Below are 22698 nucleotides of genomic sequence, written 5' to 3'. Positions count from 1 at the left end.
CAAGTCGCCTGACGATAAAACAGCGACCCGATGCGTCACATCAGTACAAACGAAAACCCCGCCGAAAGGGCGGGGTTTGCAAGTGAGGCCGCAGATTTCAAGCGCAACCTCTTATGGATAAAGGCCCGTTCAGACCGATGGTTCAGGCTCCAGACCGCCATCCGATGGAGGCCTTTTGCTCGCCTTGGCCTTCGCTTTTGGAATGGCCGTCACGCTTGTTGTCTCACCGCTGTCCGGCTTGTCGGACTGATCCGAAGGCGGGACAGGTGGTTCGCCATTCATGACGCGTTTGATCTCTTCTCCGGTCAGGGTTTCGTACTCCAGCAGACCCTGCGCGAGGCGTTCGAATTCGACCTCGTTTTCCTTGATGATCTTGCTCGCCCATTCATAGCCGTCCTGAATGAAGCGTTGTACCTCTTCCTCGATCAGCTCCTTGGTATTGGCCGAAACGGAGAAACCCGCCGTATTGCCCTGATACCCTTCGGCTGCTTCCGAATAGTCGATGTTGCCGACCTTGTCCGACATGCCCCAGCGCAACACCATCGCGCGCGCCAGACCCGAGGCCTGCATAATGTCACCGGCAGGACCGTTCGACACCGCATCAGGACCGTATTTGTGGATTTCAGCCGCCTTACCAGCCATGGTCATGGCGAGGCGCTGGTGGCATTCGTCCTTGAACATGTTCAGACGGTCCATCTCAGGCAAGCTCATCACCATGCCCAACGCGCCGCCGCGCGGAATGATGGTGGCCTTGTAGACCGGGTCACATTTCGGCAGCTTGATCCCGACCAGAGCATGACCGGCTTCGTGATAGGCTGTCATCTCTTTCTGCTCGGTCGTCATGACCATGGAGCGGCGCTCAGCCCCCATCATGATCTTGTCTTTTGCCTGCTCGAAATCAATCATCGTCACAAAGCGACGTCCGACACGCGCCGCACCCAATGCCGCCTCGTTCACGAGGTTTGCCAGATCAGCCCCGGAGAACCCGGGCGTTCCCCGCGCGATGATGCGCAGATCAACATCAGGGCCCAGCGGCGTTTTGCGCGCATGCACGCCGAGGATCTTCTCACGGCCCTTGATGTCCGGATTACCGACAGTGACCTGACGGTCAAACCGGCCCGGACGCAACAAGGCCGGGTCCAACACGTCCTTACGGTTGGTCGCGGCGATAATGATCACACCTTCATTCGCCTCAAAACCATCCATTTCGACAAGAAGCTGGTTCAACGTCTGTTCGCGCTCGTCGTTACCGCCGCCGTAACCAGCGCCACGGTGGCGCCCGACCGCGTCGATTTCGTCGATGAACACGATGCAGGGCGCGTTTTTCTTGGCCTGTTCGAACATGTCGCGGACACGCGAGGCACCCACACCGACGAACATTTCCACAAAGTCCGACCCGGAAATCGTGAAGAACGGCACGCCCGCCTCGCCCGCGATGGCGCGCGCCAGCAGCGTCTTACCGGTCCCGGGAGGACCCTCAAGCAAGGCGCCTTTGGGAATTTTACCGCCAAGGCGGCTGAACTTTTGTGGGTTGCGCAGGAATTCGACGATCTCTTCCAACTCTTCCTTGGCTTCATCAATACCAGCGACATCGTCAAATGTGACACGGCCATGCTTTTCGGTCAGCATCTTGGCCTTGGACTTGCCAAAGCCCATCGCGCCGCCTTTGCCACCGCCCTGCATCCGGTTCATGAAGTAGATCCACACGCCGATCAGCAACAGGAAGGGCAGCAAGGACATCAAGAATGTCTGAAACCCGGATTGCTGTTGTTGTTCGGCCCGCACAGCCACGTCATTGGCGATCAAAAGCTGCGTGATTTCAGCATCCGATGGCTTGATCGTGACATAATCTGTCCCGTCTTCCTGACGGAAACGCACATGTTCCCCGTCCAATGTCACATTGCTGACATTGCCGGATTCGACCGCTTCAACGAACTCCGAATAGCTGATTTCGCGGCTTTGCATGGTGCTGCCGGGACCGCTGAACAGGTTGAACAGCGCCAAGATCAACAGAAATAGTACAACCCAAAAGGCTATGTTGCGTGCGTTTCCCAAAGAAAACCTCCTAATACCGTTTGTGGTCTTGATCCGCATGATAAAGCCACAGTCTTAAGATAGACGTACCACCAGTATGTTCAATGGCCGAATACCTCATCAAAAAGGCAGCCCGGCCTTTTTATCACGTCCGCGCGCCATCGTGCCGTGTTTTGCACCACCGGTGCCGCGATCAGGACGTCGCCCTGGTAAACAGCCGGCGTGGCGAGCAAGAGTGCACGCGGCAGGCCCATGGTTCGCCACTCCGGGTGCTGTTGCAGACCAATTTCACCCAAGGCCCTGATTTCTCTTGCCTGTTTGCCCTGACCACCGGTGACTTTCCAGCGATTATCCCACAGCTGTGATGCATCTGCACGCGCATGCGCCACGGCCTGAAATTCCCTGAACATCCAGAACCGGTCATCCTTGAGGATCAAACGACAGCCCGCCACTGTTGCGCTGCCGCTGGCCCTTAACGCCGACAGAGCGGCGGTGAGGGCTTTTTGTCGCGGCGCATGGGGCGGCGCGGCGATCCAGTCGATGGCGGCCATCAGCACCCGGCGCGCAATCTCGCTCGGCAGGGTCTGAAAGCCGGACCATGGCATCATCGCACCACCGCCAAGCAGGCTGACAAGATCACCAATCGCCCGCCGCGTCTGCTGCTCCAGTGCTGCCCGCGCCTGTGCCATATTCTGTGCAACCTGCGCGAGGGATGCGCGATCCACCCCCAGTTCCGCCAACGTCGTGAGCGCGCGGCGTGCCTTTATCCTTTCGAATTGCGCATCATCGTTGCTGGGATCCTCGCACCACGCCACACCATTCGCGCTCAGGAAACCGCGCAACCCTGCCCGCGATGTAGCGAGGAGGGGCCGGTGCCAGCACAGGCCCCGATCATCGCGCCGTGCCGGCATCGCGCTGAGCCCATCAACACCGGACGCACGCGCGAGCCCCATCAGCACGGTTTCGGCCTGATCATCCTGCGTGTGCCCCAGCGCGATATCCGCAATGCCCTGCCCCCGCGCCCAGTCCGCCAGCAGCCGATACCGCGCCACGCGGGCAGCGTTTTGCGTATTGCCCGTGCCGTCCCATCCCTCCCATTTCAGCGTGACATGCGGCACATCATGCGCGGCGCAATATCCTGCAACGCTCCGCGCCTCGTCAGCCGCCTCGGGCCTCAGCCCATGATCCACCGTCGCACAGGACAGCGCGACCCCATTGCGTTCCGCAAAGCCGCACAGCAAGACCAGCAGCGCCATTGAATCACTGCCGCCCGACACGGCAACACCAAGTGCTTTCGGGATGTCATTCACAAAATGTGCGTCGATCTCAGCGTCAAGATCGCACATGACGTGCTATTGACAGGCCAGCGCGCGCCGGGCCTCTTCGGCTTGCGCCACCGCTGGATCACCGGCAAAGCGGATGCCCACCTCGGCTAGGGTGACGCAGGCTTCGGCGACCTGATTCAACGCACCCAATGACCGTCCAAGCCGGAAGAGCGCCTGCGGGGCCACCTGCCCGGTTGGTTCTGCGCTGAAACTGTCCAGATAGGCGCGCGCCGCTTCGCGTGTGCGCCCCAACCCTTCGAGTGCCTCCCCACGGCCCAGATCAGCGCCAGCAGCCAGCGGACCCCCCGGATAATTCATTGAAAAAGCGGCAAATTGATCCGCAGCGGATTGATAATTCCCTTGCGCCAAAGCCGCCTGTGCCTTTTTGAAATCATCCTCCTCACCGACCGCAAGCTGACCGCCACCTGTCACGCCCGCCGAGGCTGCAGGCGGCTGAAGCGCCGCAGTGCCGCCGGTTGCAGGCACCGAAGCGCCCGTGTCGCCGCCGAGCGTCGTGGTTTCGCCCAAGGTACTGATATCGCCGCCCTCAAGTTCAACCAGACGGAATTCAAGATCGCCAATCCGGTTTGTCCCATCCTCGACGATCCGGTTGACCCGGAATTCCAGTTCCTCGGTCTTGGAGGTCAGCCGCTGCATTTCGCCTTCCATCACGGACAGACGCTCAAGCACCGTATCCCCTCCCACGACGACAGACGGCCCACCGGTCGTGGAAAGCTCGCGCTTGAGGCGCTGCATTTCCACATAAAGCACGGTGAGTTCCTGCCGGATGTCGGCAAGGGTCTGATCATCCTGTGCCGCTGCCGGCAGGGGCGCAAGCAACAAAGCTGCGGCACAGATCACGAAAAAGCGCATCGGATCAACCGGACAGGCCACTGGCCAGAACCGTTACAGCCCGGCGGTTTTTCGCATAACACTCTTCGCTGCTGCAAATCTCAATCGGGCGTTCCTTGCCATAGCTGACAGTCTGCAACCGGTTGCCCGCAACCCCGCGCGAAATCAGATATTCGCGCACCGCATTCGCGCGCCGCGCGCCCAGGGCGACGTTGTATTCGCGCGTACCCTGTTCATCCGCGTGCCCTTCGATCACCGCCGTGTAATCGGTGTTTGCCAGCAGCCACTGCGCCTGACCTTCCAATGTGGTTTGCCCGGCCGGATTGATCGAGGATTCATCCACTGCAAACAGCACCCTGTCCCCCACGGTCTGATTGAAAAACGCAGGAGAGTTTGGATCATTGGCGCTGCCGGGCACAACCGCACCACCGCCAAGGCCACCAGCCCCGGTGCCGTCACTGCCAAAACGGCCCGGATCGGTACAGGCGGCCAGCGCCAGCCCCGCCACCAGTAAAAGAATATTCCGTGTAAGTTTCATGCTCTTTGCCTCATTCGGTCAGATTATATTTCTATGCCTGATATTTTACCAGATGCGCGCCGCCAATAGAAATTGTTTCGCGCGCACCGTTATCTCTGCAGCGGGGACCACGATGGGTCCGACCCTCCTTCGGGCGTGCGCACCGGGCGCAGGTTTCTGCCCGTGATGTCCACGGAATAGAGCGTGGCGCGTCCCTGGGCACCCTGGGTTTCGCGCGAAAACATGATCACGCGGCCATTGGGGGACCATGTGGGCCCTTCGTCAAGAAACGAAGCCGTGAGCAAACGCTCTTCGGAACCATCAAGGCGCATCACGCCGATATGGAACCGCCCGGCGTTTTGCTTGGTGAAGGCGACGAGATCGCCGCGCGGCGACCAGACCGGCGTGCCATAGCGTCCGGGTCCGAAAGAAATGCGGCGCGCCTCCCCCCCGTTTGCGGGCATCACATAAAGCTGTTGAGAGCCGGACCTGTCGCTTTCGAACACGATCTGCGTGCCATCGGGCGAATAGCTCGGCGCGGTCTCGATCGAGGGCGCCGATGTGAGCCGTGTCGCCGACCCGCCATTGACGTTCATGCGGTAGATATCGGTATTCCCACCCTGACTGAGCGAAAAGACGATGGTCTGCCCATCCGGTGCAAAACGCGGCGCAAAGCTCATGGTGCCTTCCTGGCTTTCAAGGCCACGACGCTGCAGCGAGGTCACATCCAGCACATAGATGCGCGGAAAGCCTGTTTCATAGCTGGTATAGAGAATGCGCTGTCCATCCGGCGAAAACCGCGGGGCCAGCACGATGGAACTGCTGTCGGTGAGGTATTTCACATTTGCCCCATCGTAATCCATGATCGCCAGCCGCTTCTGGCGTGCATCCTTGGTGCCGGTTTCGGAGACGTAGACGACGCGGCTGTCGAAATACCCGCCCTCCCCCGTGATCCGGCTATAGACCGCATCCGCCACCTTATGCGCCATGCGACGCCAGCCGTCGGGCGTGGCGGAAAACTGCAACCCATCGCCCATTTCCGCCCCCGAAAACACATCATACAGGCGGAATTTCACGTTCAACTGATTGCCCTGCACCGCTACAGCCCCGGTGATCAGCGCTTGCGCGTTGATGGCTTTCCAATCCGCGTATTGGATCGGCGCGGCAAAGCTACTGACCGTGCTGATGAAAGCGTCCGGCTCAATCTGGCGAAACAGTCCCGTCCCTGTCAGATCCGCCGCGATCACCTGTGTGATCTGGGCCGCCACATCGGCGGCATCGGCAGTCTCGGCCTCGAAAACCGGCAGGGCAAAGGGCAAAGGTTCGATCACACCTTCGGTGATCTCAATGCGCAGCGGGCCGCTGTTCTGGGCCAGCACCGGCGCGGTGAAGAGCGATAGAACAGCCAGAATTGCTGTGAAAACGCGTATCTGAAAACTCATTTGACCCGCATCCTTTCGGGGTTGAATGTCATCTCAATCTCTTGCCATTGGCTGTATTTCTCAACCGGTAAATTGAATCCGCGCGCGCCACAGCGAATGATTGCACGGCGCGCCGCCTCAAAGGCCTGTCTTGCCGCCGCCTCCGAACCACCGGAACTGGAGGTCATCCGGATCGACCCGGTGATCGGTTTACCATCCTGCGTCATGGACACTTCGACCACGACCGTGGTGCCAAGCGCATCCGTTGACAGCGAACCGACGTTCCAGCAGTTGGATACCGCCACGCGCAGCGCATCCTTTTCACCCGCCGACAGCGGCGGGCCCTGCGGCACGGCAGGCGCGGGCGTTTCATTCGACAGCGCCTCTTGCAGGGCCGCATTCACGGCATCCTCCGTTGGCGGCGTTTGCGGTGCTGCAACGGCAGTGCGCACGGGCGCTTCGGGGCGGCGCGCGGGCGGGCGCTGTGATTGCTCGGGCGCGCGCGCGGGACGGTCGGCTTCGGTCACAATCTCGGTCGCGGCAGCCTCCGGTGCGGTCGCATCCGCGGGTTCCTGTGTATCATCTCCCGTTGCATCCGGCGCGACCGCGTCGCGCTCAACAGGGTCGGGCAAGGCTTCGGGCGCTGGCGGCGCAAAGGCTTCGGGGGCGACACGGTCTGCGGCTTGCGGCACGGGTGTGTCGCTGACGTCGGGCGCCAGAACGGCGATATCCGCCTCGGGCTGATCCAGAACAGGAGCCTGATCCGAGATGTCGGCGCGCGGCGGCAAGGGTTCGATCTCGGACACATCCGGCGGCGTCTCTGCCTGCGGTGTCGGGGTCGCCTGCGGTGTGGCGATATCAGTCTGATCCTCTGGCTGATCCGGCACTTGCGGTGCGTCCGGCACCACGGAGGGTGTCGCAGGTTGCGCAACCTCGGTTACCGATTGCGGCGGCTGCACGGCAGCGACCAGCGCGTCGAATTCGGCACTGGAAATCACCGACACATCGGTGGTCTGGAACGGCAAGGGTTCAGCGGCAAAGACGTCGCCAAACGCCATCCAGCCCAGCAAAAACAGATGCCCCGCCCCCGAGATATAATGACCGGTGTGCACCGCGCCGCCTACCGATCTGCCCCGTCGGCAGCCCCATCGCGCCCATCAAGCGTCGGCCCGCCGATATCCGTCACCAAACCGATGTTGGAAAACCCACCGGCGTTGAGCGCCCCCATCACCTCCATGACGCGCAGGTAAGGCACAGAGCCATCGGCACGCAAAAACACCCTGTCCGAGGTCCGCTCCGCCGCGATGGAGCGCAGTTTCGGGATCAGTTCATTGCCTGCCGTCTCAGTGGTCTGGATCTGGATGGATCCTTCCGCCGTGATCGTTACGGTCAGGGGTTCCTCCTGATCCGTGGGCAAAGCGCCAGCTGCCGTCTTGGGCAGTTCAACCGGCACGCCGACCGTCAACAGCGGTGCGGCGACCATGAAGATGATCAGCAGCACCAGCATCACATCGACGAATGGCGTTACGTTGATCTCGGACATGGGCTGCGCGCGCGTGGTCCGCCTGCGCCGCTTTGTGCTGCCGCCCGGTTTCTGAAGAACATTCGCACCCATGGCTCAACTGTCCAACTGGCGGCTGAGGATGGTTGCGAACTCATCGGCAAAGGATTCATAACCTGCGAGAATACGATCCGCATCCGCACTGAGCTTGTTGTAGTAGATCACCGCCGGGATCGCCGCAAAGAGCCCCAGACCCGTGGCCAGCAAGGCCTCGGCAATGCCGGGGGCGACAACGGCGAGGTTGGTGTTCTGCTGCTCTGCAATCTCGATAAAGGCATTCATAATCCCGATGACAGTCCCGAAAAGGCCAATGAACGGCGTGGACGACCCAATGGTGGCCAAGACCGTCAGACCATCGCGCAGATGCTCGGCTTCCTTGTTGATCGCCACATCCATGGAGCGGTCGATCCGCTGCGTCGCCCCTGCGATCAGCCCGCCGTCATCGTGATGCGAGCGTTGCCATTCCATCATCCCGGCGGCGAATATCTTTTCCGTACCGCCCGAAGGGGCCGGGCCGACTTCTTCAAAGAGACCGTCCAGCGGCTCCCCCGACCAGAACGCACGATCAAAAACCGCTGCTTCATGGCGAGTCTTGCGATAGAGGATCAGCTTGATCACAATCACCGACCACGCCCAGAACGAGGCCACGATCAGCATGATCATCACGATCTTTACGATTAAAGTTGCGCGCGCGAATAATCCGAAGAATGAGAAATCAATCTCATGCGCCATAGCCAGCGTTTCTGCTTCCATATGCCTGCTCTTTGCCCAATACGCCCGGGGTCGATTGTTTCGACCTCCATTGCTGGCAAGTCTAGCGCAGCCTTGTACAGAAAGCTATCACTATGGTGTTATCGCTCGTCAGATAAGGGCAGTGAGCGGAGATTTGCTGGCAACCTCGCAGGCTTACTCCCCGGCCCGATGCACACAATCGTCACCTTTGCTGCAAACATCAGCGTCTCATCGCGCCAAATGTCCTGCGACATCACCATGCGTGCGGGTGTCAGCTGCGTCATTTCGGTGCGCACCACCAGCCGGTCATCAAAGGTTGCCGGGGCGATGTAATCCGCCTCGACCCGCCTGACGGCGAAGACAACGCCTGCGGCTTTCATCGCAAGCTGATCGATGCCGATCTCGCGCACCCAGTCGCTGCGCGCGCGCTCAATATAGCGCAGGTAATTGGCGTAATAGACGATCCCGGCCATATCCGTGTCTTCGTAATAGACGCGGATGGGAAAGCTGTGGCTCATTGTGACAGCCCCACGCGCGCCGCAAGCCGAAGTGCATGGCTGGCATCCGACGATGCCACCGGCAGAACAGGATCATAGGCCGCGCGGATAAGCCCGGCGATATCCGGGCGCAGAATGGTCTTCTCCCCCGCTACCGCCAAGGGTGAGCGGTCTTTGAAGGCCGTGTCCGACCACAGTAAAACCGATTGCACGATCTGGCTCAACGCGAGGGTTTCGGCCGGCACAGCGCTCAGGTTTTCTTCCATCCGCAGAAAAACGAAACAGGCCTTGATCCCACCGTCGGTGTCAAAATGGAAAATACGGTATTGGTTCGCATCCGCCTGTTTGAGGCGCGCCAGCAACGGCCCCAGATCCGGCACGAGACGATCCAGCCCCGGCACCTCCGGCAATTCGTCCCATTCACGAAAGAAGAACATCATCAGGTTGCTGCCAAGCTCGGGGTCCGTCTCGGCCATCTTGTGCCCCGATAGCGCCATGACCGCCTCAAGCGCGCCCTTGATCACGGACAGTGTTTCATCCGTCACACCAAAAACAACAGGCGCAATGGGCCGCCCCCACCGGGCAAAGGCGAACTGACCTCCGCTGCGCGTAAAAAGCGCTTCGATCTCGCTGGCATCCATCATAAAGGCTGCTGTCTCCTGCTTGGCGGCACGCGCAGGCGCCGCTTATCCCTCGAACAAATCCGTCTGGGCGCGCGGCGCGTCAAGGCCCAGATGCGTCCAGCCCTTTTGCGCCAGCATGCGCCCGCGCGGCGTGCGCTGGATCAACCCCTGCTGCAACAAGAAGGGTTCGATGACCTCTTCGAGCGCATCGCGGCTTTCGCTGAGGGCCGCGCTCATCGTTTCAATGCCCACAGGTCCGCCGCCATAGTTTTCCGCGATCAGCCGCAAATAGCGCCGGTCCGCGCCATCAAGGCCCAGATGATCCACCCCCAACCGGTTCAGCGCCATATCCGCAAGCGCGCGTGTCACCCGGCCATCGCCCTCAACGACTGCGAAATCCACAACGCGGCGCAACAATCGCCCGGCAATCCGGGGCGTGCCACGCGCCCGGCGCGCAATTTCACGCGCGCCGCCCTCATCCGCGGGCGCACCCAGTTTGCGCGCGTTGCGATCCACAATGATGAAAAGCTCATCTTCGGTGTAGAACTGCAACCGCGTGGGAATGCCGAAACGGTCGCGCAATGGCGTCGTCAGCAGCCCCATCCGCGTGGTTGCGCCCACAAGCGTAAAGGGTTGCAGTTCAATTCGCACCGTGCGCGCCGCAGGGCCCTCGCCGATGACCAGATCAAGTTCGAAATCCTCCAGCGCGGGATAGAGCACTTCTTCCACGGCGGGGTTGAGCCTGTGGATTTCGTCAATAAAAAGCACATCGCGTTTTTCCAGATTGGTCAGGATCGCCGCAAGATCGCCCGCCTTGGCCAGCACCGGGCCGCTGGTCATGCGAAACCCGACGCCCAATTCGCGCGCCATGATCTGTGCCAGCGTGGTCTTGCCCAGACCGGGGGGGCCGTGAAACAGCGTGTGATCCATGGCCTCGCCGCGTTGCCGTGCAGAGGCGATGAACACCTTGAGGTTGGCGCGCGCCTCCGCCTGCCCAACGAACTCCGACAGCATCTGCGGGCGCAAGGCGCGGTCGTGATCCTCTGGCAGGGGATCGGCGCGCACGGTCGGATCAATATCGCTCATGAGGTATCCTGCATCTGGCCCAGCCTAACCTTTGGGGGCGAGCCGTTTCAATGCCGCCCGGATCAGATCGGGCGTTTCTGCGTCGGGCAACTCACCTGCCGCCTGCGCCACGGCGGCGGCCGCATCACCCGGAGCATAACCCAGATTGGATAGCGCCGACAGGGCCTCAGCCTGCGCCGACGGGTTTTGGACAACGGGGCTTGGTGCGGCGCGCGTTTCGATGACCGCATCTGACGACTGAGCAGCCACCGTGGCTTGCGTGTCGCTCATACCCATCACGCTGGGGGCCTTGTCCTTGAGGTCCAGAACCACGCGTTGGGCGATCTTTGGACCGACCCCCTTGGCCGCCTTGACCGCGTTCCAGTCCCCCAGCGCAATGGCCCGGCTGACGCCATCCGCTCCCAAGGTGCCGAGGATCGCAAGCGACGCCTTGGCCCCGACCCCCTGCACAGAGGTCAGCAGCCGGTGCCATTCCTTTTCCGTCAACGTGGTGAAACCGAAAAGCTGCATCACGTCCTCGCGCACCAGCAGGTCCGTATATAGCGCGACAACCTCGCCCACACCCGGCAGAGCCGCCAATGTACGTTCCGAGCAAAAGACCAGATACCCGACCCCGCGCACATCAATCAGCACATGATCGCTCGCGCGGTATTCAAGTCGGCCCGTGATCTTGCCAATCATGCCGTTGCCTTTGCAATTGCCGCGCCCAAACCAGCCGCCCCCCCGTGATGTGCATGACAGATGGCAATCGCCAAAGCATCCGCCGCATCCGGGCTTTTGATCTCTGCGCCGGGCAATTGCAAGCGTACCATATGCAGCACCTGCGCCTTATCCGCATGCCCAACCCCCACCACGGTCTTCTTGATCTTGTTGGGCGCATATTCACCTACGCGCAGACCGGCCTGCGCGGGCACCAGCATGGCAATCCCGCGCGCCTGACCCAACTTGAGCGTTCCGGCCCCGTCCTTGTTGACGAATGTCTGTTCCACCGCGGCCTCATCCGGCGCAAAGGTCGAAACCACCGCCGTCAGTTGCTGGTGGAGGGACAGCAAACGGTCTGCCAAATCGCTGCCCCCCGACACGCAAACCCCATTGGCTATATGCGCGATTCGGCTGCCGGACACTTCAATGACACCCCAGCCCAGATTGCGCAGCCCCGGATCAATGCCGATTACCCGTGTCATAGATGCTGTCCTGCTCTTTTTATTCGTTTTGTACGCATTAGCACGAAAGGCGAACATCCGCCAAGCAGTTCCTTTTTCGCATCTCCCTATGTGCGTTTTCCGGCACATCCGCCGACAAAGGCCCGAAAACGCCATCAAAAGGCAGAATTCCGACACGTCCGGATGATTATTTATTGTTTATTTACTTTAGGTTAATCACCGTTTCGACCTATGCGAAAACTGCATACCGACCATGCAGTTTCTCACCTTGCTGAAATATCAGGCACACCCTATCTGCCCCTCACAACACACCGGCATGACCGGTCAACTCAGTAACATAAAGGACGGCTACAATGGCTACTTTTGACACCACCCGCACCACATACGGCTCCGCCACAGCATCGAGCCGTTTCTTTGCCGCCATCAGCGCGGTCATTGCAACTGTTGTTGCATGGAATGACGCGCGCGTCACACGCAATGCGCTGTCCGGTCTGACCGACCGTGAACTCGAAGACATCGGCCTGACACGCGGAGACATCGACGCGGTCGCAGAAAACACGATGATCCGCTAACAAGGCGCGCGTTCGACCCTGCGCGGGTAGGACACGATAGGCAAAAACACCAAGCCGCGTTTTCCGATACGGGAAAGCGCGGCTTTTTTATGTGATTGCGCATGAATAAGTGCTGCGTTTTATCCAACGGTCATCAGCAGAAATGTTGCGATCTGTAGCGATATCGGGTCGGCTTGCATGATCCATGCGCATAGCTTTTCAAAACCATGCCCGGCCGCCAGAGCATCAATCCGACCCTGATAGGTCACCGGGCCGATCAAAGCGATTGCCAAGGCTTTGAACGCCAGGAAACCAAATGCGGCCGCGCCGATAAAACGGAAGTTCAGACCGGAACGCGTCGGCCTGGCGGAAATGGTGATCAATCCATCGGGATCGACCTGCGCCACATAGCCTTTGGCCGGTGCGCGATGCCTGCGCTCAAGCCTGTCGCGCCGTTTTTCAAACTGAGTGAATGCGTCGGACATCCCACTCTCCCGCTGATCAAGCCCCCACCCGATCAGCGCACAAGGTGTTCTGAATTTATGAAAAATTCAACGAAAACTGGTCAAATACGTCCAATTTCACCTGTTCCTGCTTAACGTAAGCGTTGTCCAGTCAACAATCTCTTCGCGATGGGCCAGATTGAACCCGGCCTGTGTATAAACGTCGAGAACGCCATCCGCCTGTTCGTTCAGGATGCCAGACAGGATTGCCTGCCCGCCGGGCGCGATATTGGCGGCCATATCCGGCGCAAGCGCGATCAGCGGTCCCTTGAGGATATTCGCAAAAACAAGATCAAAGGGGGCGGCTGCGCGCAATTCCGGGTGATCGAAACCGGCGGCCTCGACACAGAAAACGCGCCCCGTCAGCCCATTAGCCGCGATGTTGCTCTTGGCCACATCCACCGCAACCTCGTCAATGTCGCTGGCCAGCACCGGGTTTTCCCAGATCCTCGCGGCGGCCATGGCCAGCACAGCCGTGCCGCAACCAATGTCGGCGACGTTCTTGCCGGAAAACCCGCTGTTGTCCAAACGATCGAGCGCACGCAAACAGCCCAGTGTTGTACCGTGATGCCCGGTGCCAAAAGCCATCGCGGCCTCGATCAGCAAAGGCTCTGCGCCTGCGGGGACCTTGTCCGCGTCATGGCTGCCATAGACAAAAAACTGCCCCGCCTCGACCGGCACCAATTCGCGGCGGACATGGGCGACCCAATCGGTTTCGGGCAGTTCTGAAATCACAAAAGGGTTTGCATCAAGCGCTGTGGACAGCAACAGCAAGGCCGTCTCATCCGGAGATTCGGTGAAATAGCCACCCACTTCCCAAAGGCCCGACCCATCCTCAACCTCAAAGACGCCAATGCCGGTGGGTTCAGGCTGCAAGCCCTCCATCGCGAGGCCGAGTTTTTCGGCAGCATCCTTTCCGCGCAGCGTCGTCAGGGCAGTAAAAGTAGGCATCAGCGTCTCCGGTATCGATCAGGGTTCGGGTAGGGCCGCAGCGCTGCGCCGTCAAGCATCCGTTTGCGCGCACCGTGCAAACCGCCCACGAAACGCCATCCCCAAACCCCGGCAAGCGTTCCAACCAGCATGCTGGCGAAGGCCTGCCCGTAAATCACACCGGACGCCCCGAAAGAGAGCGCAAGCGCGGCAGCGGCGGGCCATCCAAGCACCGCTTCCTTGGACCAGTTCAGCAGCGTCGACCGGCTGGGTCTGCCAAGGCTGTTGAAGGCGGCGTTGGCAACAAAGAGCGGTCCCGCAAAGACAAATCCGCCAACACCGATCAGCGTGAAGGCATGCAACACCTCAGCCCCCTGCCCGGTCAAGCCGAACACCGCGCTGACGTAAGGCGTTGCCCAGAACAGGGCGCACCACATGGTCAATGTGTAGATAAGACAGAACACCAAGGCGTCCCGGTAGGTGGAGCGCAGGCGCGCATAGTTCCCCGCCCCAAAGTTCTGCCCAAAAATGCCGCCAATCGCACCCGACAAGGCAAAGATACCGCCAAAGACCACCACCGTGAGCCGCCCCACCACCGCCCATGCCGCGACCGCATCATCGCCAAAAGGGGCCATGACCATTGTCAGCAGGTAGTTTCCGACCGGCGTGGCCATCTGGGTGGCGATGGCGGGCACGGCAATGGCAAGGTATAGGGGCAGCACGCAGCGCACCGCCGCCAAATCGGGGCGCGCGATCAGCTTGTTCTGCCAGACCGCGAAATAAAGCCCGAGGCCCATCAAGGCGGCGCGGAAGAGCCACAGACCGATTGCAGTACCATCCAGCCCCCAGCCAAAGCCGAGGATCAGCACCGGGTCGATCACCATCAGCAAGGTTCCCGACAAAAGCGTGGTGTACATCGCCTTGGCCCCGAACCCATCAGCCCGCAGCACGCCGGAGGCAATCAGACCAATGGCCATCACCACGAGCGAGGGCATGGTGATCAGCAGATAGCGCGCCGCCATGGCGGCCGTTTCACCAGTGGCCCCTGCCAGCGCCAGCAAATCATGGCGCAGCAGGATGACCAGCGTGGCCACAACGGCCTGAATAAGGGCCGCCGTGACAATGGCCGCGCCTGCCTGCATCCGGGCTTTCTCGCGGTTCCCCTCTCCGATGCTGCGTGACACCATGGCGGTGGAGGCGATCATCAACCCCACGCCGGAGGAGACCGAAAAGAACTGGATCGCAAAAGCAAAACCGATGGCCGCAACAAGCCTCGGGTCCCCCAATTGTGCGATCCAGACCAGATTGGCCGCATCCACGAGAAAAACGAAGGTGATCCCGAAGGCCCCTGTGGCCGTCATGCGCACAACATGCCCCATGGTCGATCCCGTGAGGAACCGACCGGTGCTCATTCTGCCGGTGTGGGGATGCCACGCGCGAAAATGGTTTCAAACCCTTTTTCGGGATGGCGCGGGATCATCATCGCCAGCACAAAGGACACCGCCGCCATGGACGCCGCCAGAAAGAACACCGCCGCCGGGGACCATAGCCACAGCAGACCAAAAGACACGGGCAGAAAGACCGCCGCAATATGGTTGATGGTAAAGGCCACGGCAGCGGTCGGCGCGATGTCACCGGGATCGGCGATTTTCTGAAAATAGGTTTTCAGCGCCAGCGCGAGCCCAAAGAAAATGTGATCCAGCACATAAAGCGTCGCCGCCACTGCCACGCCCCAGCTGAAATAGTAAACGCCACCATAACACAGGAACACCAGCACCAGACCGATGTATTCAAACCCGAGCGTGCGCCGTTCGCCAAAATAGCCCACCGCACGGCCCAGCAAAGGGGCCACCATCATGTTGACCACAAGGTTGATAAGATAGAGCAGCGTGATCTCATGCACATCATAGCCGAATTTCTCGACCATCATGAAACCCGCAAAAACCACAAAAATCTGACGCCGTGCGCCGGACATGAACTGCAGCGCGTAATAGAGCCAGTAGCGTTTGCGCAGCACCATTTTCTTGATCTGCGGATTGGGGGCTTCGAACTGCGGATAGGCAAGCATCGCAAAAACTGCCAGGACGACGGTGATGCCACCGCCCACCATGTAGACCGTATTGTAGGACAGCCCCAAAGTGTCCCAGAGCGCCATGATCGCCAGATAGGCAATCAACGTGGCCCCTGATCCGGCCGCGAGCAGCCAGCCGAGGACACGCGGCGCTTCCTGTTTGCTCAGCCATTGCAGTTGCAGGGATTGATTGACCGTCTCGTAATAGTGAAAGCCGATCGAACTCAGCATGGTGATGGCCAGAATGCCGCCCATGGACGGGAACCACGCCGTGACCGCAGTGGCAACGCCGAGCAGGATCAGCGACACCAGCCCCAGCACCTGTTCGCGCATGAAAATGATGATGGCGATGACACCGACCGCCAGAAACCCCGGTATTTCGCGCACCGTGTGCAAAAGACCGATGTCGGAACCGTCAAAATTGGCGGCTTCAATCACGAAGTTGTTCAGCAATGCAGACCATGTATTGAACGCAATCGGCATCGCAAGCGCCATCAGGAACAACAAGGCGATGGGCCGCCGCCACAACGGGAGGCGATGTGCATCTGCAAGGGGAACATAGCGGGCCATACCGGTTGCTTAGTCCTTTTGCTGGCCTTTGACGAGGTGCTATTTCGCGGCGCGTCAATGTCCCTGATGCCCCGCATGATGACGGTGAAGGTCAGTAGAAACTCTGTGGGTCGATATCAACGGCGACACGTAAATCACCTTTGATCCGCAATTGGGCCACCCAACGCGCGAGCGCTTCCTGCAAAGGGGCGGATTTCTCGGCCTTTACAAGCATCCGGACCCTATGGCGCCCGCGGACCCGCGCAATCGGCGCAGGCGCTGGTCCGAAAACCTGCGCACCGATGGCCCGCAACGGCGCATCCTGCCGCGCCAGTTGGTTGCCTGCGTCAAACACCATTGCCACGTCCGACCCGCTGAGGATGATACCCGCCATGCGCCCGTAAGGTGGCACACCTGCGGCCTTGCGCTCGCGCGCCTCGGCAGCCCAGAATTCATCTTCGTCCCCGGCCAGAATGGCGCGGATGACGGGATGTTCGGGTTGATAGCTTTGCAACAGGGCCACGCCTGCTTTCTCGGCACGCCCTGCACGGCCCGCCACCTGCCGCATCAATTGAAACGTCCGTTCGGCAGCGCGCAGATCAGATCCTTGCAGGCCCAGATCCGCATCAATCACACCAACCAGCGTCAGGTTAGGAAAATTGTGCCCCTTGGCCACGAGCTGCGTGCCGATGATGATGTCCGCACCGCCCGCCGCGATATCTTCGATCTCCGCCTTGAGCGCGCGGGCGGAACCATACATATCCGAACTGAGCGCGGCGATCCGGGCGTCGGGGAACAATTCTGTCGCCTCTTCTGCGAGCCGCTCGACACCGGGCCCGACCGCGGCCAGTCTGTCTTCGGCATTGCAGGACGGGCAGACCGTCGGCATCGGTTTGCTTTCGCCGCACTGGTGACAGACAAGGCGCTTGAGAAAGCGGTGCTCCACCATGCGCGCGTCGCAATGATCGCAGCCGATTTGATGGCCACAGGCGCGACACAGCGTGATCGGGGCATAGCCGCGCCGGTTGATGAACAGCATCGACTGCTCCCCCCGCGCCATGCGTGCCTCCACCTCTTTGTGCAGCACATCAGAGACCCAACGATTGGACGGAAGGCTTTCAACGCGCATATCAATGGCCCGCATCTGCGGCATCACAGCGGCCCCGAACCGCGAGGTCAGTTCCAGCTTGGCGTATTTGCCCGCCTGCGCATTGGCCCAGCTTTCCAGCGAGGGCGTGGCAGAGGCAAGCACGACCTGCGCCCCGCAGATCGAAGCGCGCAGCACTGCCATATCGCGCGCGTTGTACAAAACCCCCTCTTCCTGCTTGTAGGAAGTATCATGTTCCTCATCGACCACGATCAGGCCAAGGTTCTGATAGGGCAGAAACAGCGCCGACCGCGCGCCGATGACAAGCTGCGCCTCACCCTGACCAACCATGCGAAAGATACGCCTGCGTTCGGTCATGGTCGCGCCTGAATGCCATTCAGCCGGGCGCGCACCAAAGCGCTCCTGCACCCGGGTCAGAAATTCAGCGGTCAGGGCGATCTCGGGCAAGAGCACCAGCGCCTGCCGGCCCGCCGTAAGGGCCGCCGCAACCGCCTCAAGATAAACCTCGGTCTTGCCCGAACCCGTGACACCACGCAGCAAGGTCGTGCCATATCGTTCTGAACGGACCGCTTGCGTCAATTGCGCCGCCCCCGCCGCCTGATCCGCTGTCAGTGCCTTGCCGGGGCGCGAGGGGTCAAGACGGGGAAAGGGCAGATCGCGCGGGCTGTCTTCTTCGACAACAGCGCCCTGTGCGACCAGACCTTTGACCACGGACGTACCCACATCGGCCATCTCGGCGAGTTCCTTGAGCGTGAAGGCCAGATCACCGTATTCCGCCAGGGCCGCCAGAACCTTGCGCCTGGCCGCCGTCATCTTGTCAGGTTCTCCTGTTCCGCGCCGGTAAATCTTGCGCATCGACGGCGGATCACCCAGACCCGGCGCGCGGGTGGCAAGACGCAACATCGCAGGCAGCGGCGTCAGGGTATACTCCGCCGCGCGTTTGAGAAACAGACACATCTCTTCGCGCATGGGAGCGGCATCCAGCACCCGGTAGGCCTGACGGATTTTGGAGCGTTCATAATCCCCCTGCCCCGGCCCCCAGACCACCCCCAGCACCTTGCGCGGGCCAAGCGGCACCTCGACAAAAGCACCCAGATGGCACCCCCCTTCGGGCGCGCGATAATCCAGCGTGCGGCCCAGAGGCTGGGTCGTCAGGACAGCGATCAACGCATCACAATCGTAAAATTGCGGCAGGCTCAAAGGGCAGGCTCCGGCTGAAACGGCAATTGAGGGTTTCAGCATCGCAGATCATGCGGTAAAGCCAAGCGCAAGAGCGATCAACGCCGCGACACCTGAACACCGCGCCAAAAAGGATACCACGCACATGAAGTTTTTCGTCGATACCGCCGACACGCAGGCCATTGCAGAGCTTAACGATCTGGGCATGGTCGATGGCGTCACCACGAACCCCTCGCTGATCCTGAAATCCGGACGTGACATCATCGAGGTGACAAAGGAAATCTGCGGCATCGTCTCTGGCCCGGTGAGCGCCGAAGTGGTCGCGCTTGAAGCAGAGGCAATGATCGCCGAAGGGCGCAAGCTTGCCGAGATCGCGGAGAACATCACCGTCAAACTGCCCCTGACGTGGGATGGCCTCAAGGCGTGCAAGACCCTGTCGGATGAGGGTAAAATGGTCAATGTGACCCTCTGCTTCTCGGCTAATCAGGCGCTTTTGGCGGCCAAGGCCGGTGCCTCCTTCATCAGCCCCTTTATCGGGCGGCTCGATGACATGAGCCTGGATGGCTGCGAATTGATAGAGGACATCCGCACGATCTATGACAACTACGGGTTTGGCACTGAAATCCTCGCGGCCTCCATCCGCACGGTGAACCACGTTCAGCAAGTGGCGCTGATCGGGGCAGATGTGATGACAGCGCCCCCAGAAGTGATCCAGAAACTGGCCTCGCATCCGCTGACCGACAAGGGCTTGCAGCAATTCATGTCGGACTGGGAAAAAACCGGCCAGAAGATCCTCTGAGACCCTGACACACCGCCTTACCGGCGCGCCGCCCTGACGCGGGGTGGCGCGTGCGGGCAACACATGCGGGTCGGTCGCACATTTTGGCAGATTTTGAACATGACCCGTGGTAGTGTTCGGAAAAACCAAAAAAATGAGCAGCATATGACCAGCACACCGAAAATCGAAGACGCATTGCGCGCAAAGATCATCGCCACTCCCGATGTCATTCTGGACGACAAGGACGTCATGCGCGCCCTTGTGGCCGCCAATGAAAAGATCATGGGCGACAATATTGTCGATCTGCGCGGCATCGCGATGGACCGTTTGGAAAGCCGCCTTGACCGGTTGGAAGACACCCATCGTTCCGTGATCGCGGCGGCTTATGAAAACGTTGCGGGAACCAACCAGATACACCGCGCGATCCTGCGGATTCTCGAAGCCGACAGCCTGCCAGACCTGCTTGCGCATCTGCAAGGCGATGTGGGCGAAACCCTGCGAGTCGATGCGATCCGGCTGGTTCTGGAGAGCGATCAGAACGACAGTGGCCCGCCCCCGGCGGCGGCTGAAAACGGTATGCTGCGCGCACCTTCGGGCTATATTGATGGCTATGTGACCCAAGGGCGCGGGGGCATTTCACGGCAGGTGACGCTGCGCCGCGTGGATCACGGCGATGCTGATCTTTTTGGACAGGACGCCGCGCAAATCCGCTCCGAGGCCTGTCTCAAACTTGATCTGGGCACGCAGCGCCTGCCCGGCCTTGTGGTTCTGGGCTCACAGGACGCCGAGATGTTTGGACCCCAGCAAGGCACGGATTTACTTGTGTTTTTCACCGGCGTGCTGGAACGGACCCTGCGCCGCTGGGTGACGTGAGCTTTATCAGCCCTGCCGCCGCTGATGCGCTGCAAAGCTGGCTGGCGCATCAACGCGCGATCAAGGGTGCCGCGGAGAACACACTGATCGCCTATCAGGGCGATGTGATCGACTTTCTGTCCTTCATCACCGCGCATAAGGGCGCGCCGCAAGGTTTGGGCGCGCTGGCGGATGTATCCGTAACCGACATGCGGGCGTGGATGGCGCAGACGCGCGAAACTGGCGTCGCGGCGCGCTCGCTGGCGCGAAAACTCTCGGCGGTGAAGGCGTTTTACAAGTGGCTGGCCCTGCGCGAGGGCTTTGAACCCACGGCGGTTTTATCCACGCGCGCACCCAAGTTTCAAAAGAAACTGCCCCGCCCGCTGGCCCCGGATGCGGCGCGAAACCTGATCGACGCCATCGAAATCCAATCGCAACACCCTTGGGTCTGCGCGCGCGATGTGGCGGTCGTGACCCTGTTGTGGGGCTGCGGGTTGCGTATTTCCGAAGCGCTCTCGCTCACCGCAGCCGACGCGCCACTGCCCGCCACACTGCGGATATCGGGCAAGGGTGGCAAGGAACGCATCGTGCCCGTATTACCCGCCGCGCGCGACGCGGTGGACGCATATGTCAGGATGTGCCCTCACCCGCAGACCGCTGATGCCCCGCTGTTTCGGGCGGTGCGCGGCGGGCCCTTGCGCCCCGGTGCGATCCAAAAGGTCATGGCCGCCGCGCGCATGCAACTGGGTTTGCCCGCCACCGCGACACCGCATGCGATGCGCCACTCCTTTGCAACCCACCTTCTGAACGCGGGCGGTGATCTGCGCGCCATTCAGGAACTGTTGGGCCATGCCTCCCTGTCCACAACGCAAGCCTATACGGCCGTTGATACCGTGCGTCTGATGGAGGTTTATGACCGCACCCACCCCAAAGCGTGATCTCTTTGCAATGGATCCCCGCGAAGGCGACATTTCTTTTGCATCCCAAGGCCGTATCGGTCAAAAAGCCCGCATGACCAATCGAATGGCCGCGCTTGCGGTTCACCTTCTGACCGCAACAGGCGCGGTATTTGCAATGCTGGCGATGCTGGCCGCCGTGGACGAAAAATGGGACCTGATGTTCCTGTGGCTCGTCGTCGCCTTTTTCGTCGATGGCATAGATGGCCCGCTTGCCCGGAAATACCACGTCAAGGTCAACGCGCCGGAGTTTGATGGCGTATTGCTCGACCTGATAATCGACTACCTCACCTATGTCTTCATCCCCGCCTTTGCGCTGTTCAAATCTGGGCTAATGGATGGCTGGACAGGCTGGGTCGCGATCATCGTGATTACCTTTGCCTCGGCCATGTATTTCGCCGATACGCGCATGAAAACAAAGGACAATTCTTTTTCAGGGTTTCCGGGATGCTGGAACATGCTAGTGCTGGTGATCTTTGCGCTCGAGCCCAATTTCTGGGTCAGCCTTGCGCTTGTCTCTGTACTTGCCGTTGGCATGTTCCTGCCGCTGAAGTTTGTGCACCCGGTGCGCACACGGCGCTGGCGGTGGGTGACGCTGCCCATGGCCATAGCGTGGACGGGGTTTGCGGGCTGGGCCGCCTGGGTGGATTTCCACCCCGAAAGCTGGGCACATTGGGGATTGGTCACGACATCCGTCTACCTTCTTTTCGCAGGGGTCGCCCAACAGATCATCCCGGAAAAAGCGCACCACTGATCCGCAATGACGGCGCATCAGACACCATGAATTTCAGCACAAGCGTTTCAAGTTGATCCTGAAGCATCATGCAAAAAACCTGATACTCGCAACGCTGCCTGAAATCAAAGATTTCAACGCGTAACGTGATACTCGATGTTTCAGGTTGTTCGTCAGACGCTCTAGATCAACAAACCCGCCGCCCCTTCGTGACGCAAAAGCGCCACTTTGGTTTCCACCCCACCTACCCCCGAAAACCCGGTAAGCCCTTTGGCCCCCATGACACGGTGACAGGGTATGATGATCGGGATCGGATTTGCCCCGCAAGCCTGTCCGACCGCTTGTGCAGGCACGCCGAGCGCTCTGGCGATATCCCCGTAGGTGCAGGTATCGCCAAACGGAATGGCGCAGATTGCGTCGCAGACCGCCCGTTGAAAGGCGCTGCCCCGGATGCGAACAGGCAGATCGAACTGCTGGCGCGCGCCTTGATCATATTCCGAAACCTGCAAGGAGGCGCGCTGCAAAAGCTCTGATGCATCCTCTCGGGCTGCACTGCCCCAGCTGACGGAGACAAGTGCGCCCGCCTCTTCCCTCAGGGTCAGGCGTCCGAATTGCGTATCCACCGTGCATGTCAACATCGCCCGACCGTCGCGCATCACGGCCCTCGGAACAACCCG

General features: G+C 60.5%; 24 protein-coding genes. 5 read left to right on the top strand and 19 right to left on the bottom strand.

Annotation, left to right across the window (positions count from 1 at the left end; translation table 11 throughout):
* Positions 1 to 129 precede the first annotated feature (129 nt).
* The 13 genes from ftsH to ruvC form a co-directional block, all read right to left on the bottom strand.
* A complete protein-coding gene (gene ftsH / locus RD1_RS09725; protein WP_011568318.1) occupies positions 130 to 2055 on the bottom strand; it encodes an ATP-dependent zinc metalloprotease FtsH in 1926 nt (641 codons plus the stop codon).
* An 80-nt stretch (positions 2056 to 2135) separates the two neighbouring features.
* On the bottom strand, positions 2136 to 3380 hold the full coding sequence (gene tilS / locus RD1_RS09720; RefSeq protein ID WP_011568317.1) for a tRNA lysidine(34) synthetase TilS: 1245 nt from the start codon (positions 3378 to 3380) through the stop codon (positions 2136 to 2138).
* A gap of 6 nt (positions 3381 to 3386) precedes the next feature.
* Complete coding sequence (ybgF, locus tag RD1_RS09715; protein ID WP_011568316.1) at positions 3387 to 4232, bottom strand: tol-pal system protein YbgF; 846 nt, start codon at positions 4230 to 4232, stop codon at positions 3387 to 3389.
* Between the two features lie 4 nt (positions 4233 to 4236).
* On the bottom strand, positions 4237 to 4749 hold the full coding sequence (pal, locus tag RD1_RS09710; RefSeq protein WP_011568315.1) for a peptidoglycan-associated lipoprotein Pal: 513 nt from the start codon (positions 4747 to 4749) through the stop codon (positions 4237 to 4239).
* A gap of 89 nt (positions 4750 to 4838) precedes the next feature.
* On the bottom strand, positions 4839 to 6170 hold the full coding sequence (tolB, locus tag RD1_RS09705; RefSeq protein ID WP_011568314.1) for a Tol-Pal system beta propeller repeat protein TolB: 1332 nt from the start codon (positions 6168 to 6170) through the stop codon (positions 4839 to 4841).
* Positions 6167 to 7261 (bottom strand): hypothetical protein, encoded by a 1095-nt coding sequence (locus tag RD1_RS09700; protein WP_044033062.1) that lies wholly within the window; start codon positions 7259 to 7261, stop codon positions 6167 to 6169. Before RD1_RS09700 ends, tolB begins: the two co-directional genes overlap by 4 nt.
* A gap of 8 nt (positions 7262 to 7269) precedes the next feature.
* Positions 7270 to 7764 carry a protein TolR gene (gene tolR / locus RD1_RS09695; RefSeq protein ID WP_011568312.1) on the bottom strand — a complete coding sequence of 165 codons (495 nt, stop codon included), beginning with the start codon at positions 7762 to 7764 and terminating at the stop codon, positions 7270 to 7272.
* 3 nt (positions 7765 to 7767) lie between these two features.
* Positions 7768 to 8463 (bottom strand): protein TolQ, encoded by a 696-nt coding sequence (tolQ, locus tag RD1_RS09690; RefSeq protein ID WP_011568311.1) that lies wholly within the window; start codon positions 8461 to 8463, stop codon positions 7768 to 7770.
* A gap of 98 nt (positions 8464 to 8561) precedes the next feature.
* Positions 8562 to 8960 (bottom strand): tol-pal system-associated acyl-CoA thioesterase, encoded by a 399-nt coding sequence (gene ybgC, locus RD1_RS09685; protein ID WP_011568310.1) that lies wholly within the window; start codon positions 8958 to 8960, stop codon positions 8562 to 8564.
* Positions 8957 to 9583: a hypothetical protein gene (locus RD1_RS09680; RefSeq protein WP_011568309.1), complete on the bottom strand. Its 627-nt coding sequence runs from the start codon at positions 9581 to 9583 to the stop codon at positions 8957 to 8959. Before RD1_RS09680 ends, ybgC begins: the two co-directional genes overlap by 4 nt.
* A 42-nt stretch (positions 9584 to 9625) precedes the next feature.
* On the bottom strand, positions 9626 to 10648 hold the full coding sequence (gene ruvB, locus RD1_RS09675) for a Holliday junction branch migration DNA helicase RuvB (RefSeq protein WP_011568308.1): 1023 nt from the start codon (positions 10646 to 10648) through the stop codon (positions 9626 to 9628).
* A gap of 24 nt (positions 10649 to 10672) precedes the next feature.
* Complete coding sequence (gene ruvA, locus RD1_RS09670) at positions 10673 to 11329, bottom strand: Holliday junction branch migration protein RuvA (RefSeq protein ID WP_011568307.1); 657 nt, start codon at positions 11327 to 11329, stop codon at positions 10673 to 10675.
* Positions 11326 to 11832, bottom strand: coding sequence for a crossover junction endodeoxyribonuclease RuvC (gene ruvC, locus RD1_RS09665; RefSeq protein ID WP_044033061.1), 507 nt, complete (start codon positions 11830 to 11832; stop codon positions 11326 to 11328). The genes ruvA and ruvC overlap by 4 nt, the downstream gene beginning before the upstream one ends.
* Positions 11833 to 12164: 332 nt before the next feature.
* Between ruvC and RD1_RS09660 the strand changes: the two genes are divergently transcribed.
* On the top strand, positions 12165 to 12383 hold the full coding sequence (locus RD1_RS09660; RefSeq protein ID WP_011568305.1) for a DUF1127 domain-containing protein: 219 nt from the start codon (positions 12165 to 12167) through the stop codon (positions 12381 to 12383).
* 119 nt (positions 12384 to 12502) lie between these two features.
* Here the strand turns inward: RD1_RS09660 and RD1_RS09655 are convergent, their stop codons facing one another.
* From RD1_RS09655 to RD1_RS09635, 5 genes are all read right to left on the bottom strand, one after another.
* Positions 12503 to 12847, bottom strand: a complete 345-nt coding sequence (locus tag RD1_RS09655; RefSeq protein ID WP_011568304.1) for a hypothetical protein — start codon at positions 12845 to 12847, stop codon at positions 12503 to 12505.
* 96 nt (positions 12848 to 12943) lie between these two features.
* Entirely contained in the window at positions 12944 to 13816 is an 873-nt protein-coding gene (locus RD1_RS09650) for a 50S ribosomal protein L11 methyltransferase (protein ID WP_011568303.1), read from the bottom strand.
* Positions 13816 to 15174: an MATE family efflux transporter gene (locus tag RD1_RS09645; RefSeq protein ID WP_011568302.1), complete on the bottom strand. Its 1359-nt coding sequence runs from the start codon at positions 15172 to 15174 to the stop codon at positions 13816 to 13818. The genes RD1_RS09650 and RD1_RS09645 overlap by 1 nt, the downstream gene beginning before the upstream one ends.
* 29 nt (positions 15175 to 15203) lie before the next feature.
* Positions 15204 to 16436, bottom strand: a complete 1233-nt coding sequence (locus RD1_RS09640) for an MFS transporter (RefSeq protein ID WP_011568301.1) — start codon at positions 16434 to 16436, stop codon at positions 15204 to 15206.
* 91 nt (positions 16437 to 16527) lie between these two features.
* Positions 16528 to 18765 (bottom strand): primosomal protein N', encoded by a 2238-nt coding sequence (locus RD1_RS09635; RefSeq protein ID WP_050759069.1) that lies wholly within the window; start codon positions 18763 to 18765, stop codon positions 16528 to 16530.
* Between the two features lie 82 nt (positions 18766 to 18847).
* Here RD1_RS09635 and fsa point away from each other — a divergent pair, with 82 nt between their 5' ends.
* The 4 genes from fsa (at position 18848) to RD1_RS09615 (ending at position 22042) form a co-directional block, all read left to right on the top strand.
* Positions 18848 to 19501 (top strand): fructose-6-phosphate aldolase, encoded by a 654-nt coding sequence (fsa, locus tag RD1_RS09630; RefSeq protein WP_011568299.1) that lies wholly within the window; start codon positions 18848 to 18850, stop codon positions 19499 to 19501.
* 144 nt (positions 19502 to 19645) lie between these two features.
* Positions 19646 to 20353 (top strand): DUF484 family protein, encoded by a 708-nt coding sequence (locus tag RD1_RS09625; RefSeq protein WP_011568298.1) that lies wholly within the window; start codon positions 19646 to 19648, stop codon positions 20351 to 20353.
* Positions 20350 to 21270, top strand: coding sequence for a tyrosine recombinase XerC (locus RD1_RS09620; RefSeq protein ID WP_011568297.1), 921 nt, complete (start codon positions 20350 to 20352; stop codon positions 21268 to 21270). Before RD1_RS09625 ends, RD1_RS09620 begins: the two co-directional genes overlap by 4 nt.
* Before the next feature lie 73 nt (positions 21271 to 21343).
* Positions 21344 to 22042, top strand: coding sequence for a CDP-alcohol phosphatidyltransferase family protein (locus RD1_RS09615; protein WP_011568296.1), 699 nt, complete (start codon positions 21344 to 21346; stop codon positions 22040 to 22042).
* Between the two features lie 161 nt (positions 22043 to 22203).
* Here RD1_RS09615 and RD1_RS09610 read toward each other — a convergent pair whose 3' ends face one another.
* Complete coding sequence (locus tag RD1_RS09610; protein WP_011568294.1) at positions 22204 to 22659, bottom strand: methylated-DNA--[protein]-cysteine S-methyltransferase; 456 nt, start codon at positions 22657 to 22659, stop codon at positions 22204 to 22206.
* Positions 22660 to 22698 lie beyond the last annotated feature (39 nt).

The sequence above is a fragment of the Roseobacter denitrificans OCh 114 genome (assembly GCF_000014045.1).
In the GTDB taxonomy this organism is placed as follows: domain Bacteria; phylum Pseudomonadota; class Alphaproteobacteria; order Rhodobacterales; family Rhodobacteraceae; genus Roseobacter; species Roseobacter denitrificans.
Note: the sequence above shows the minus strand (reverse complement) of the source record. Positions and strands in the feature narration are given on the sequence as shown.